This is a genomic window from Asticcacaulis sp. P2_B1 (assembly GCF_056404915.1).
In genome coordinates this window covers 777,907-791,014 of record NZ_JBFUDD010000002.1, presented here as the reverse complement: position 1 = coordinate 791,014, position 13,108 = coordinate 777,907, and the positions used below count along the sequence as shown (strand labels likewise).

General features: G+C 60.2%; 14 protein-coding genes. 4 read left to right on the top strand and 10 right to left on the bottom strand.

What is annotated here, in order from left to right; translation table 11 throughout:
* Positions 1-120 precede the first annotated feature (120 nt).
* Genes AC1DX3_RS07980 through AC1DX3_RS07970 form a run of 3 tightly spaced genes read left to right on the top strand, consistent with a single transcriptional unit; the run spans position 121 to position 4,600 of the window.
* Positions 121-1,365: a UbiH/UbiF/VisC/COQ6 family ubiquinone biosynthesis hydroxylase gene (locus tag AC1DX3_RS07980; RefSeq protein WP_476988722.1), complete on the top strand. Its 1,245-nt coding sequence runs from the start codon at positions 121-123 to the stop codon at positions 1,363-1,365.
* Positions 1,362-3,653, top strand: coding sequence for an alpha-L-rhamnosidase-related protein (locus AC1DX3_RS07975; RefSeq protein WP_476988721.1), 2,292 nt, complete (start codon positions 1,362-1,364; stop codon positions 3,651-3,653). Before AC1DX3_RS07980 ends, AC1DX3_RS07975 begins: the two co-directional genes overlap by 4 nt.
* A complete protein-coding gene (locus AC1DX3_RS07970) occupies positions 3,650-4,600 on the top strand; it encodes an acyltransferase family protein (protein ID WP_476988720.1) in 951 nt (316 codons plus the stop codon). Before AC1DX3_RS07975 ends, AC1DX3_RS07970 begins: the two co-directional genes overlap by 4 nt.
* Here AC1DX3_RS07970 and AC1DX3_RS07965 read toward each other — a convergent pair.
* The 4 genes from AC1DX3_RS07965 to AC1DX3_RS07950 all read right to left on the bottom strand — a co-directional run bounded on the left by AC1DX3_RS07965 (position 4,597) and on the right by AC1DX3_RS07950 (position 6,791).
* Positions 4,597-4,812 carry a Trm112 family protein gene (locus tag AC1DX3_RS07965; RefSeq protein WP_476988719.1) on the bottom strand — a complete coding sequence of 72 codons (216 nt, stop codon included), beginning with the start codon at positions 4,810-4,812 and terminating at the stop codon, positions 4,597-4,599. The two genes, AC1DX3_RS07970 and AC1DX3_RS07965, sit on opposite strands and share 4 nt — an antisense overlap.
* Before the next feature lie 10 nt (positions 4,813-4,822).
* Positions 4,823-5,704 (bottom strand): thioredoxin, encoded by an 882-nt coding sequence (trxA, locus tag AC1DX3_RS07960; protein ID WP_476988718.1) that lies wholly within the window; start codon positions 5,702-5,704, stop codon positions 4,823-4,825.
* A 126-nt stretch (positions 5,705-5,830) separates the two neighbouring features.
* The gene (locus AC1DX3_RS07955) at positions 5,831-6,205 is read right to left on the bottom strand and encodes a GxxExxY protein (RefSeq protein ID WP_476988717.1); all 375 of its coding nucleotides are present in this window, start codon (positions 6,203-6,205) and stop codon (positions 5,831-5,833) included.
* A 76-nt stretch (positions 6,206-6,281) separates the two neighbouring features.
* Positions 6,282-6,791, bottom strand: coding sequence for a prolyl-tRNA synthetase associated domain-containing protein (locus AC1DX3_RS07950; RefSeq protein ID WP_476988716.1), 510 nt, complete (start codon positions 6,789-6,791; stop codon positions 6,282-6,284).
* Between the two features lie 34 nt (positions 6,792-6,825).
* Here AC1DX3_RS07950 and AC1DX3_RS07945 point away from each other — a divergent pair, with 34 nt between their 5' ends.
* Positions 6,826-7,596 (top strand): DUF6065 family protein, encoded by a 771-nt coding sequence (locus tag AC1DX3_RS07945; protein WP_476988715.1) that lies wholly within the window; start codon positions 6,826-6,828, stop codon positions 7,594-7,596.
* Between the two features lie 56 nt (positions 7,597-7,652).
* Here the strand turns inward: AC1DX3_RS07945 and AC1DX3_RS07940 are convergent, their stop codons facing one another.
* From AC1DX3_RS07940 to AC1DX3_RS07915, 6 genes are all read right to left on the bottom strand, one after another.
* Positions 7,653-8,222, bottom strand: coding sequence for a CC0125/CC1285 family lipoprotein (locus AC1DX3_RS07940; RefSeq protein WP_476988714.1), 570 nt, complete (start codon positions 8,220-8,222; stop codon positions 7,653-7,655).
* A gap of 177 nt (positions 8,223-8,399) precedes the next feature.
* The gene (locus AC1DX3_RS07935) at positions 8,400-9,071 is read right to left on the bottom strand and encodes a LysE family translocator (protein WP_476988713.1); all 672 of its coding nucleotides are present in this window, start codon (positions 9,069-9,071) and stop codon (positions 8,400-8,402) included.
* Positions 9,072-9,090: 19 nt separating this feature from the next.
* Positions 9,091-9,876 carry a metallophosphoesterase family protein gene (locus AC1DX3_RS07930; RefSeq protein ID WP_476988712.1) on the bottom strand — a complete coding sequence of 262 codons (786 nt, stop codon included), beginning with the start codon at positions 9,874-9,876 and terminating at the stop codon, positions 9,091-9,093.
* Positions 9,873-10,670 carry a phosphatase PAP2 family protein gene (locus AC1DX3_RS07925; protein ID WP_476988711.1) on the bottom strand — a complete coding sequence of 266 codons (798 nt, stop codon included), beginning with the start codon at positions 10,668-10,670 and terminating at the stop codon, positions 9,873-9,875. The genes AC1DX3_RS07930 and AC1DX3_RS07925 overlap by 4 nt, the downstream gene beginning before the upstream one ends.
* A complete protein-coding gene (locus tag AC1DX3_RS07920) occupies positions 10,667-11,572 on the bottom strand; it encodes a diacylglycerol/lipid kinase family protein (protein ID WP_476988710.1) in 906 nt (301 codons plus the stop codon). Before AC1DX3_RS07920 ends, AC1DX3_RS07925 begins: the two co-directional genes overlap by 4 nt.
* 168 nt (positions 11,573-11,740) lie before the next feature.
* Positions 11,741-12,976 (bottom strand): argininosuccinate synthase, encoded by a 1,236-nt coding sequence (locus AC1DX3_RS07915; protein ID WP_476988709.1) that lies wholly within the window; start codon positions 12,974-12,976, stop codon positions 11,741-11,743.
* Between the last annotated feature and the right edge of the window lie 132 nt (positions 12,977-13,108).

Below are 13,108 nucleotides of genomic sequence, written 5' to 3'. Positions count from 1 at the left end.
GTTAAGACCTGTTTACGATGTTTGCTTTTTTCATTTTTGTTATGGGTGCCGCGCCTTTGGGTCGGCCCTTGCGTCACTTGTGCACATTGCCCTTTTTTTGCTTCCCGCTATGATGCCCTCATGAAACACTTCGACGTGATTATTGTCGGCGCCGGCATGGCCGGCATGACCCTGGCCCTGGCGCTCAAGTCCGGTGGGCTTGAGGTTGCCTTGATCGAAAAGCAGCCGTTTGACGACATGCTGGACGCCTCGTTCGACGGCCGGGCTTCGGCGATCGCCTATGCCTGTTTCCGGCAATGGAAGGCCCTGGGGGTCGGCGATGTGCTGGAGCCAAAATCGTGCCGGATGGACGAAATTTTCGTTACCGACGGGCATTTGCCCGGGGCGGCGTCGAAAAAGCCGCTGCCGTTTTTCCTGCATTTCGCCGCCGAAGAGATCTCCGACCGCACGGGGAATGAGCCGCTTGGCTATATGGTCGAAAACCGCCATGCCCGTCAGGCGCTGTACGCGGCCGTCACGGCGCGGGATATCGCCCTGTTTTCGCCGGATGCGGTGATCGATAACCGCGAGACCGGCAGTTTCGCCGAGGTCGATTTGCAAAGCGGCGAGACGCTGCGGGCGTCTCTGGTCGTCTCGGCCGAGGGGCGGCGGTCGTCCTTGCGGGACAAGGCCGGCATCAAGCATATCCAGTGGGACTATGCCCAAACGGCGGTGGTGGCGACGGTGCAGATGGAGCGTCCGCACAACCATGTCGCCTATGAACATTTCCTGCCGACGGGGCCGTTCGCCATCTTGCCGCTGAACGACAATCGCGCCTGTATCGTGTGGTCGGAAACCCATGCCAAGGCCAAGGCCTTGATGCAAGTGCGCGACGAGCTGTTCCACGATCATTTGCTGGCAAGGTTCGGCGAATTTTTGGGTGAGATCAGTTTGGTCGGGCCGAAATTCATCTATCCACTGGGTCTCGGCCTGGCCGAAGAGATGTACAAGGGGCGGTTGGCTTTGTTGGGCGACGCGGCCCACGGTATCCACCCGATCGCCGGTCAGGGTTTGAATCTGGGGCTGAAGGATGTGGCGGCCCTGGCCGAAGTGCTGATCGAGGCGGTGCGCCAGGGCGAGGACATCGGTACGGAGATCGTGTTGGAGCGTTATGCGCAATGGCGGCGCTTCGACAATGTCACGACGTCGGTGGTGATGGACGGGTTCGTGCACCTGTTTTCGAATGACAATCCGGTGTTGCGGGCAGCACGCGATGTCGGCATGGGATTGTTCAACCGCGTGCCGGCCCTGCGCAAGTTCGTCATGGAAGACGCCGGCGCGGCGACAGGCAACCTGCCGAAGCTGCTGCGCGGTGAGTTGGTGTGAGGTTCCTGGCCGTCCTGTTTTTTATGGCGGCCATGGCATTCGGCGCACACGCCGGCGAGGCGAAGTGGATCACGCATCCCCAGGCGGCGGCGCCTGTCGTCGTTCAGTTCAAGCGTGATATCGAATTGGCGGACAAGCCGAAAGCGGCCCTGGTCGAGGTCAGCGCCGACAATCGTTTCATCCTCTATGTCAACGGCCAGCGTGCCGCGGCGGGGCCGGCGACCAGCGATCTGGCGCATTGGCGCTATGAGACGGTCGATATCGCACCGTTTCTGAAGAGCGGTGCGAATGCGGTAACGGCGGTGGTGTGGAACTTCGTCGAGCCGGGCGTCGATGATCTGAAACTGCAGACCGGACCGTTGGCGCAACAGTCGGTGACGACGGGATTCTATCTCAAGGCCGAGGACGACGCTCTGGGCGGGTTGAACAGCGGGCCGGATTGGCAGGCGGCGCTTGATCCAGGTCACATGGCGACGTCGGGCATGGCGCAGATCGATACGCCGGACTGGCTGGGTTATTATGTCGCCGGAGCGCCGGAAACGATCGATGCGCGTGTGCCGGTGGCCGCCTGGGTTGCTGCGGCGCCGGTGGCGGATGCGTCGAAATGGCTGTTGTCGGCCGATCCCTTGCCGGCCATGACGTTTCAGCGCGTCGAAAACGGCCGGACGGTGCGGGGGATGGGCGCTTTTCCGGCGGCGGGGCAGACCGTGCCGCCGCACAGCCATATCCAGCTGCTGATCCGCCGGCCGATGATGGTGTCGGCCTATCCGCAGCTCAGTGTTTCCGGTGGCAAGGATGCCGTCATCAAGATGACCTATGCTGAGGCGTTGTATGGCGCCGATGGCAAGAAGGGCGTGCGCGACGAGGTCGGCGACCGCCATATCCGCGGCCTGACCGATACCTTTATCGCCGACGGTTCGGACCGGACCTTTGCGCCCTTGCATTGGCGGACCTGGCGGTTTTTGCAGCTCGATGTGACGACGGGCGATGCGCCCCTGCGGTTGGAGGGGCTGAAGACCTTCGAGACCGGCTATCCGTTCGTGGCTACGGGTGCGTTTTTGTCGAACGATGCCCAGCTGAACCAGATCTGGCAGATCGGATGGCGGACGGCGCGCATCGATGCTCACGAAACCTATATGGACTCGTCCTATTGGGAACAGCTGCAATATGTCGGCGATACGCGCATCCAGATGCTGATCTCCTATGCCGTGTCCGGCGATACGCGATTGGCGGTCAATGCCATCGACGCTTTCGGTTGGTCGAAGACGGAGGGCGGGTTGACCGAAGGGGCGTGGCCGAGCCGCGGGCATAACCCGATCGCGCCGTTCTCGCTGCTGTGGATCGGCCAATTGCACGATTGGTGGATGAACCAGCCCGACACGGCGGTGGTGACGCGCAACCTGCCGCGGGCGCGCGAGGTCCTGGCCTGGTTCAAGCCCTATGTTCATGCCGACGGTTTGCTGGGCAAGAACCCGACATGGAACTTCGTCGATTGGGTCGGCAAGGATCGCGATGCTTTCCCGAGCTTCGACGGCAACGGCGAGTCGTGCCTGACGACGCTCATTTATCTCGGTGCTTTGGAGCAGGCGGCCGATCTGGAACACGCTTTAGGCGACGCCAAGCTGGGCGACGACGATGCGACCCAGGCCGAGGTGGTCAAGGCCGGGATTCGCGCGCAATGCTGGGATGCCGGAAGAGGCCTGTTCGCCGACGATCCGTCGAAGACGCTGTTTTCGCAGCACACTAATGCCCTGGCGGTGCTGTATGATGCGGCGCCAGCCGATCAGGCCCAGGCGATTTTGGGCAAGATCACCGGCAAGGGTATCGACGCGCCGGACGGCCTCATTCCTGCCAGCTATTATTTCTCGTGGTACCTAGTGCGCGCCTATGAACATGCCGGATTGAGCGATCGCTATCTCGGCCTGTTGCAGACCTGGCGCGACCTGCTACCGCTGCATTTCACGACCTGGCCGGAGGACCGCTTCGAACGGCGGTCGGATACGCATGCATGGAGCGGACATCCGACCACGGATCTGTTGGCCATTGTTGCCGGGGTCGAGCCTGCGTCACCGGGATATGCGACGGTGAAAATCGAGCCGCATATCGGGAGCCTGACCTCGCTGCACGCAGTGGTGATGACGCCGTCGGGCGCGGTGAGCGTCGATTATGCGGTCACCGACAAGGGTTTGAAGGCGTCGCTGCGCCTGCCGGCCAAGTTGACCGGGACCTTTGTGTGGAAAGGGGTCAGCCATCCCCTGAGCGGCGGATTGAACGGGTTCAGCCTGTGACGGAACGTAATTTGGCGGTCGACAGCCTGAAGATCGGGTTGGCCTGCATGGTCGTCGGGATTCACAGCCATTTTCTCAAAAACGAAAGTCCCTGGTTCAGCAGCCTGCTGACTGACGGTTTGTTCCGTGTCGCCGTGCCAGCGTTTTTTATCCTCAACGGCTATTATCTGGCGCCGGCGCTCGATGACGCATCGGCGTTTGGGCGGTGGCTGAAGCGCATTCTCATCCTGTACGGTCTGTGGTCGTTGATCTACCTGCCGCAATTTGCCCCGCCGTGGCACCCGTTCAATCAGTTCGGTGTCCTGCTGGCGACCGGGTTTAATCACCTGTGGTACCTGATCGCCGCAGCCATGGGCGGGTGTTTGCTCTATGTCGTGCACGGCCGCTGGCCGAAGATTTTGGCTGTTTTGGCGCTGGTGCTTTTCGTTGCCGGAGCACTTGTTCAGTATACGGTCAATTACGAATGGCTGTTCAAAGCCGAAATCGAGCGGCTGCATTTTCTGACGCCGCTTTACCGCAATTTCGTCTTCTTCGCCTTCCCATATATGGCGCTGGGCCTCATCGTGGCGCGCCAGGATTGGCTGGGCAAGGTCTCGCTAGGCACCGCGTGGATCGTGGTTGGGGTTGGGATTGCGTTGGTGACGGCGGAAGCGTTTATCAATCTCAGCCATCACATAGCAGGCACGTTCGATTTGCTGATAACGGCGCCGGTGGCGGCTCTGGGCCTATGTTGGCTTGCCCTGAAATCGCCTTTGAAGACGACATCGGGTTATCTCAGTCCTTTGTCGATCTTTATCTATCTGTTGCATCCGTGGCTGTTGATCGCGCTCGCGGCTGTCGGGTTCAGCGCAACATGGCGCGACGCACCCGTGGCCATTGTCGTCTGCGTCATCGTGGCTCCGGCGGTGATCTGGTTGAACCGCCGCTTGCCCTACAAGATTCTTTAACCCTTGATGGGGTCGAACTTACGCGCCTGATCGGCCAGCATGATCGGCACGCCCGAACGGATCGGATAGGCCAGGCCCGCAGTGGGGCTGATCAATTCCTGGGCCGCCTTGTCATAGGTCAAGGGGCGGCGCGTGACCGGGCAAACGAGAGCCTCCAAAAGGCGCGGATCGACCTCTAGCTCGGGCTTGGTGTTTTCGGTGACGTCGTTCATGGCAGGGGCCTTAGCTGAAAAGCATGGAGGACAGGCGGCGGCGGCCGGCCTTGGTCAGTTCGGACGTGTTGCCGAGCGCGGTGAAGATCTTGAACAGATAGGTGCGGGCGGCCTGGCCGTTCCAGTCGGGCTCGTATTTGACGATCTCGAGCAGTTGGTTGATGGCTTCGGCGGTCTCTCCCGTGGCGGCCAGGGCGCGGCCGAGGTCGTACATGGCGTCGAAATCGCGCGGGTTGGCGGTCAGCTTGGCACGCAGCCCGGCTATGTCGGTTGGCGCCCCTTCCGCCAGTTCGAGCGCGGCACGCAGGCCCAGGATGTCGGCGTCCTTGGTGTCGGCCGGGGCCATGTCGAGGACCTGCTTGGCCTGCTCCGGCTGCTGGACCTTGAGATAGGTGCGGGCGATGCCGGCAATGGCCTTGGTGTTTTCGGGATCCTGCTCGAGGACGAAGCTGTAGGCTTCGAGCGCGCTGGTGACGTCGCCGTCGTCGATCGATTGTTGGGCCAGGGCCAGGGTTTCCTCGACGGTCGGGCCGGAATCGCTGATGCCGAGCTTCTCGACAAAGGTGCGTACTTCGCCTTCCGACCTGGCGCCCATGAAGCCGTCGACCGGGCGACCGTCGACAAAGGCGTAGACGGTCGGAATCGACTGGATGCGCAGTTGGGCGGCAATGCCCTGGTTCTTGTCGACATCGATCTTGACCAGCTTGACCTTGCCCTTGGCCTCCTTGATGACCTTTTCGAGGGCCGGGGTCAGCTGGCGGCACGGTCCACACCAGGTCGCCCAGAAATCGACGATGACCGGGGTGTGCTGCGAGGCCTCGATGACGTCGGCCATGAAGGTGGCTTCGGAACCGTCGATGATATTGGGGTCGGTGCTGGGCGTGCTGGGCATGGCTTTACCTTTGGAAATCCGTGCGGTTGAGATGGGCTTCCGTGCGTGTGGAGTCAAGCGGAAGAAGGGAAGGTTTTGATCCACAGATAAGCCAGATAAGACCAGATGGTCATGGGTTGCACGGGCTTAGAGTCTGAATCTCTTGTATTCGAGTTTTGCACCGCCGAAATTGAGCAAAAGGCCTTTTGGAATGCGCGCAGCGCGCAAATAGTTCAGGACCTGGGCTTCCTCCATGCCGGACATGCGCCGAAGCGCCTTGAGTTCGACGAGAATTTCATCGAAGCAAATCAGGTCCGCGCGATATTGGCATTTCAAAAACCCTTCACGATAGGGAATGGGAAGGGCGCATTCGCGCCGAAAGGGGATGCCGGCCCTCTCCAGTTCAATACCCAGGGCTTCCTGATAAACCGGCTCCAAAAAACCAAAGCTCAGACGGTTATGCACCTCCATGGCCGCTCCAATTATGGCGTAGGTCTGTGCATCGCGTTGATCTGCTTCCAAGTGCCGGTCTCCACCGTTTGTGATGATCCTGAAATCTGTGCTTATCTGGCTTATCTGTGGATAAAAACCTTTAACTTCAAACAAGTATGCTGAAGTCGATGATTTTTAACGTCCGACCCAGCGAGGCGATAAAGGCGCGGAAATCGGCCTGGAACAGGGCGGTGGTGGCGGTATTGGTCAGGGGATGGAAGTTGACGATGTCGGCATCGGCCAGGGCTTTGTCGAGGATGAAGCGGACCTTGTGTTCCGGATCGTTGATCAGGCCAAGTGCCGTTACCGAACCCGGGCGGACGCCCAAGGCATTGTAAAGCCGTTCTTCGGAACCGAAGGACAATCGGCCGGAGCCGATGACCTTCGGCAAGGTCTTGAGATTGATCGTCGTCGACTGTTCAGCGCTGATCAGCCAAAGCTGGCCCTTGTCGTCTTTCAGGAACAGGTTCTTGGTATGGGCGCCCGGCAGTTGCGACTTTATGTCGTCGCCCTCGCCGACGCGAAAGACCGCTTCGTGGTACAGGGTGCTTGTTTTCAGGCCAAGATCGGCTAAGGCTAAAAGCAGTTTTTCAGGTGTATAATGAGGCTCGGTCATGAGCCCGATTTAACACAAATACGGACTTAGCCAAATGGAACTAGAGTGCTTCGTGATGACGACCTATCCGCCGGAAATCGTGCCGGGGCGGCCCGACCGCGACTGGATGGACAGTTTTCAATCGCGCTTTCCCTATCGTTGCCTGCCGCTGGTCATGGCCAATACGACGGGGTGGGAAATCCTCTGCCCGATCGATTTCACCGTCATCTGGAACGGTGGCTCAGGCAAGGATGACCTGATGATCAGCTGCGATTCCGATCCGGACTATAAGCTGGATCACATTGCGCAGTCGCACTTTACGCATGGCGTGCTGACCTTCCATACCGGCTACATGTTCCGCACGCCGCCGGGCTATGCCGTGCTGGCCGGCGGCCCGCCTAATACGGTCAAGGACGGTATCGCGCCGCTGACCGGCCTGGTTGAAACCGACTGGCTGCCGTTCCCCTTCACCATGAACTGGCGCATGACCCGGCCGGGTATGGTCAGCTTCAAGAAGGGCGAGCCGTTCTGTTTCATTCAGGTCGTGCAGCACAAGGCTCAGGACGAGATCCAGCCGGTGATCAAGTCGCTGGAAAGCGATCCGGAGCTGAAGAAGCAATTCCACGCCTGGGCGACGACCCGCGACGAGTTCAACAAGAGTCTGAACGCGCGCGATCCGGAGGCAGTGAAGGCGGGCTGGCAGAAGTTCTATTTCAAAGGCGAGAAGCCCGACAATACCGGCAAGCCGGTCGAGGTCGTCGATGACCACACCAACCGGCGACGGCTGAAAATGCCCAAGGTGATCAAGCCGAAGGCGCGGAAGTAACAAAAAGGCCTGGCGGTTTTAACCACCAGGCCTTTTTGTTTGACAGGTTTTTGCGACTATTGCCGTTCGACGGGACGCTCGGCCGGGCGAACGATGCGGGAGTCGAGATTGCCACGCAAGGTGCGGGCGTCATAGGCGTTCGGGCTATCCGGCTTCTCGCCCTTGTGCATGACGATTTCAGCCGTGGCTTCGTAGCGCGTATATTGCACGGTGTCGAAATCACCGCCCCACGGGTCGCCCCAGGCGCCCCAGGCGCTCCAGCGGCTGCCGCGGTAGAAACGCCATGACAAACCGCTCATGAAAGGGTCGCGCATTGGGCCAACGGTACGGGTCTTTTCATCCGTGCCGCGGTTGACGATTTCGAACCAGTCGTAACCGGCGTCGAGCGTCAGTTCGGCGGCGCGGTAAAGCATGTAATTTTCAACGGTTTCGCGCGAGGTCAAGTCGTTGCCGGCAAAGCCCAGCCGGTAACGGTTCTCTTCCAGGCGCGTTTCGGCATAGCCCGGCGCCGAGCGGCCCGGCGTACTGCGCGTCAGGTCGGCGGGTTGATAAGGGGTAGGCGTGGCGCAGGCCGACAGCAGGGTCAGGCTGGCGGCGGCGATCAGAGCGGTAGACAGGATTCTCATTTTACTCTCCCCAAAATGCAGACATTTTGCAGTCATTATTCCGTTAACACAGTTAAAGGTCAATGTGGCTTATTTACGCTCAAACGCCGCGAGTTCGCACAGCATTATGCGGCAGATGGTCGCGCATGGTTAAAGCTCTGTCCTTGTGACCTTAATCACGCGCGGCGAGGATCCGGTTCACGGCCGGTGCAAATAATCCAGCACGGCGTGGGCGACGATCAGGCAGGCAATGATCATCAGGATACCGCCGGCGCCGAGATCGAACTTCTGTTTGTTTTTCGGCTCGCTGAGGATACGGGACAGGCTGACGGCACCGAGGCCATAGGACGTCATGGTGATCACGTCCATGCCGATGGTGGTTGCCGAGAAGACGACCATCTGTGGCACCATCGGGCGGTGGATATCGACAAAGGGCGTCAGGACCGCTGTCAGGAACAGCACCATTTTCGGGTTGAGCAGCTGGACCATGAAGCCTTCGCGCAGGGTGACCCAGTTGGATTTCTGCTCCAGCGGCGCCGTGAAACCGGCATCGAGCGTTTCGTTCTTGATGTTGAGCGCGGCGTGGAAGGTCTTGAAACCGAGCCAGCCGACATAGAGCCCGCCCAGGAAGGCGATGATCTGAAAGACGACCGGGAAGGCCTGCATCAGGACCTGGAGGCCGAGTGCCGAAGCGACGAACCAGACGACGGAGGCCGAATTGGTGCCGACGACGCCGGCCAGGACGCGCAATTTGCTGCCCGAGAGGCCGGTGCGGATGAAGAACAGATTGGCCGGGCCCGGCGAAATCGCCATGAAAAACATGGCGACGACAAAGGCATAATATTTGGCGGGATCGACGGGCAGGACCATGTCCTGCACCTAACATGGCTTAAACGGAATTGGCAGTCTTGGTGTGGGTAAAGGCGGAAAAGGTTTCGAATTTATCATGAGCGAAGCGCAGCATGTCGATGCGGACGCTGTCATTGTTGAAGGTCAGGATATTGAAACCGTTGGGTTGGCGGCGGATGCGTTGCGACAGGGTGGTCGAGGCATTGACGAACAGGGTAGTGTGGTCGTCGACCGACAGGGGCTCGACCAGGGCGTGATGTTGATGACCGGCGAGGACGATGTCGATACGTTGCTCGGCTATGGTTTCGAGCGCTTTCGAGCGGCCATAGACCTTGACGTCGAGCGGTAGCTCCTTGGCGCTGACCAGGGGATGGTGCAGGACCAGCATGCGCCACCGTGTCGTCGAAGGGGCAAAAAACCGCTCGATCTCATGGCGTTGATGGGGGCTGACACCACCATTGGCCCAGTTCCAGTGCGGCATGATCACGCGCGCCGAATTGATGCCCTTGATGTCGACGCAGGCGGTACGCAGGGCTGGCTCCATGTCCGCGGCGATATGGTGTTTGTAGCGGCCGAACGGGTCTATGAAACGCGTCAGGTCCATGCCGGGCAGGTCATGATTGCCGGGAATAACAAAATAAGGGACGGTCAGGCTTTCGAAAAAGGTTCGCGCCTCTTCGAATTCGGCGATGGTGGCCGACTGGGTGATGTCCCCGCTGGCTATGACCAGGTCGGGGGCGTCATCGTTCAGGTGGCGCAGCAGGGCGTCGGTCACCGGCTTCGAGGTGCAGCCGAAATGCAGGTCTGAAATATGGATGATCTTCATTTGGCGCACATCCCGGCGGGGTCTTTCAGACAGTTATTGACGGCATAACGCGCGACGTCGACCTGATGATGAAGGGCGATATTGACACTGGCGGCCAGGACCAGGGCGCCACCGGCCACGCCCAGCAGTTTGCCGGCGTCCAGGGGTTCGGTCTGGCGATAGAGATAGGCGAGGCCCAGCAGGGCCAGCCACAAACATCCGAAAGTTAGTCCGCCGATAACATCGGATAGCCAGTGTGCGCCGAGATAGAGGCGGGAGACAGCGATGGCGGCAACAAAGGCCAGTGCACCGGCGGCCACGGCCAAACGCCAGGCCGGCTTGACGAGCCGCATGACGATGATGGCGAGGAAGCCGTAGAGGACGGCATTGGTCGTGCTGTGGCCGCTGGGGAAGGAATAGGCGCTCCAGCCGGCATAGTGCATGTCACCGGGCCGGGCGCGATGCAGGGCAACCTTGATGGCGGTGTTGATCGCGGAGCCGCCGCCCGCTGCCAACAGCCAGAAAACACATGTGCGCCAGGCGCGTTTCCAGGCCAGCCAGCCGGCGACGACCACGCCGACCGCCGTGACGACGAGGGTATCGCCCATTTCGGTCAGGGTGATCATGATCTGGTCGAGCCAGGGTGAGCGCGCGTGTTGGAAGGCCAGGTAGGTGGCGCGATCGGCCGTCATCAGGGTGGCTTCCGTGTGCATGTCCTCGATGATGTCGAGGAAGCGCCAGGCGGCGAAGACCAGAAGGACGCCAAGGGCTGCAATCGCGCGCCAATCTGGGCGAAAGGGGACGGGTGCGGTCATGCCGCGGCCTTCGGAACGAGAAGGTGGATGAATTTGGTCTTGAGTTTGAAATCGAGCGGGGTGTGCATCTTCTGGACTTCGCCGTCGATCGAGACCAGCTCATACTTGCGTTTGGTCCACAAGGTCATGGCCTTGCCGGTGATTTCGGTCAGATCGGGGTCTTTGAGCCAATGACCGAAGACCAGGCGCGCCATGAAGCGCAGGTGGGAGCTGCGGGTTTTGGTGGTGGCGATATAGGCGGCCAGTTCGCCGCCGTTGAGATCGCTGCGTTTGAAATTGCTGTCGGTCAGTTTGTCGCTGTCGGCGAAGCGGTTGTCGGCGACGACCAGGGCGGCGGTGTGGAATTTCAGCATCTCGTTGCCGACTTTGAGGACGACGCGCTGTTTCTTGTTTTTATCGAGATTGTTGAAGACGAAGAGGAACATCTTGGGGAAGAGGAGGAAGACGTTTTCGCCGCGGTTTTGTTCGCGGAAGACCGAGGCCTTGGGCATGGTGCCGATAGAGGCGCAGCACAGGAAGATCTCGCCATTGACGTAACCGGCGTCCATGGTGGTCTCGGTGACGCCTTCGGCATAGGCGGTGAGGGCCTGTTGCAGGGAGGTCAGGCCGAGGTCGGTGGCCAGCAGGTTCATGGTGCCGAATGGCAGGATACCGAAGGCTTTTTTGTGCGTGGCGAGATATTGCGCGGATTCGCGGATGGTGCCGTCGCCGCCGCCGATCAGCAGGTATTCCGGGCGGGCGGTGAGGCGTTCCAGCTCGGCTTGCATGTCTTCGGGTTCGGCGAAGATCTGTTCTTTGACCGGGATTTGGCTGTGGGTGATGGCCGCTTCGATGGCCGGCTCGCCCATATTGAGGACGGTGCCCGATCGTTTGTTGATCAGGATGTTGAAACTGTTCGTCATGCCGCGCAGTTAGTGGCGGGCGCTGCAAAGAGTCAATGTGGCAAACTATGGGGCGTGGGGTCCGAGACCCCACATCTTTGCTTCTTCTTTCCTGACCCCTCGGCCCTCTGGGCCAGGGTCAGGAAAGAACAGGGAAGGCTTGGGGCCGCAGGCCCCAAACCCCGTAAGTTAGCCGCGTTGATCCCTTTTCGCCGCCACCCGCAACCTCAGCGCATTCAGCTTGATAAACCCGGCGGCATCGCGATGATCATAAGCAACCTTGCCCTCTTCGAACGTCACCAGGTCCTGGTCGTACAACGAATAGGGGCTCTCACGGCCGATAACCGTGGTATTGCCCTTGTAGAGCTTGACCGTGACCCGGCCGGTGACCTTTTCCTGGCTGTAATCGATCGCCGCCTGCAACATGTTGCGCTCGGGCGAGAACCAGAAACCGTTATAGATGATCGACGCATATTTCGGCATCAGCTCATCCTTCAAATGCATGGCGCCGCGATCGAGCGTGATCGACTCGATACCGCGGTGCGCCGCCAAAAGGATGGTGCCGCCCGGTGTTTCATAAACGCCACGCGACTTCATACCGACGAAACGGTTCTCGACCAGGTCTAAACGGCCGACGCCATTGTCGTGACCCAATTGGTTCAACTTGGTCAGCAAAGCAGCCGGCGACAGGGCCTCGCCATTGATCGCGACCGGATCGCCGCGTTCGAAATCGATGGTGAAGACGGCCGGCGTGTCCGGCGCAGCCTCGGGCGAAATCGTGCGCTGATAGACGAATTCAGGTGCCTCGACGGCTGGGTCTTCCAACACCTTGCCTTCGGATGACGAGTGCAGCAGGTTGGCGTCGACGCTGAACGGGGCATCGCCGCGCTTGTCCTTGGCGATGGGGATTTGATGCTGTTCGGCAAAGGCCAGCAGGGCTTCGCGCGAGGCGAACTCCCATTCGCGCCACGGGGCGATGACGCGGATATCGGGCTCGAGGCCGTAATAGCCGAGCTCGAAACGGACCTGGTCGTTGCCCTTGCCGGTGGCGCCGTGGCAGACGGCGTCGGCGCCGACCTTGCGGGCGATTTCGATCTGCTTCTTGGCGATCAGCGGGCGGGCGATCGAGGTGCCGAGCAGGTATTGGCCTTCATAGACGGTGTTGGCGCGGAACATCGGGAAGACGTAGTCGCGGACGAACTCTTCGCGCAGGTCTTCGATATAGATGTTTTCCGGCTTGATGCCGAGGAGTTCGGCCTTCTTGCGCGCCGGCTCCAGTTCTTCGCCCTGACCCAGGTCGGCGGTGAAGGTGACGACTTCGGCATTGTACTCGGTCTGCAGCCACTTCAGGATGATCGAGGTGTCGAGGCCGCCGGAATAGGCGAGGACGACTTTCTTGACGGGCTTATCGGTAGCTGCGGACATGGAGCGTGTGACCTTAGGTTAAAACAATCACGCGCGCTTTAAGGTTTCAGGGATAAGGATGCAAGTGACAATCGCGTAAAGCCCGTCGAACGCACCTATGCCCGACAAAAAAGCCGCCGGTTTCCCGACGGC